The organism is Vibrio sp. 1562, assembly GCF_033340155.1.
GTDB lineage: Bacteria > Pseudomonadota > Gammaproteobacteria > Enterobacterales > Vibrionaceae > Vibrio > Vibrio alginolyticus.
Genome location: NZ_JAWOVY010000513.1, coordinates 1 through 612, shown reverse-complemented (window position 1 = coordinate 612; position 612 = coordinate 1). Strand labels below are relative to the sequence as shown.

At 45.3% G+C, this 612-nt stretch carries 1 protein-coding gene; it reads left to right on the top strand.

The window, feature by feature from the left end; genetic code table 11:
* Positions 1–513: conjugal transfer protein TraN (traN, locus tag R7Z49_RS26120; protein ID WP_318112578.1), on the top strand; the 513-nt coding region annotated here is incomplete at its 5' end.
* Positions 514–612 lie beyond the last annotated feature (99 nt).

Sequence of the window (612 nt, the reverse complement as noted above, 5' to 3'; positions counted from 1 at the left end):
ATTTATTCAGTCACTATGATCCTCATTCAGCTTATCTGGAAATGTGAGCAGAGCGAGTTTGAAATGAACGCCAAGCGGGTATTGAAGAGTTGCCACTATGTAGGCTCTTACTGCAAGTCTAAGTTCTTAGGTGCCTGTGTTGAAAAACGGCAGTCATATTGCTGTTTTACTTCGCCACTTTCACGGATCATTCAAGAACAAGTACGCCCTCAATTGGGCCTTGGTTGGGGCAGTGCCAAGTCACCAAACTGTGAAGGTTTGACCGCGAGTCAGTTAAACCAGGTAGATTGGAGCCAAGTCAATCTCGATGAATGGATAGGTATCTTGTCGATAACAGGCAACCTACCCGAAGTACCGTCACTGGATCTGGAACGACTCACAGGCTCAGGAAGTACGCTAAACGTTGATGGAAATCGTCAGAGTGCCGCAGATAGAGCCATTGAACGGCTAAACGGAATGGATGCCCAGAAACTTCGCCAGGAGGCAACGGAAGAAGTCTCGGGGAACAATTAGAATAAATTGCTCCGTTAGCCCCGTTTTGCAGGACTAATGGAGCAGAAAAAATAATCAATATGCATTTATGTAACTGCGACAAATTTGCAAAAATGTGTT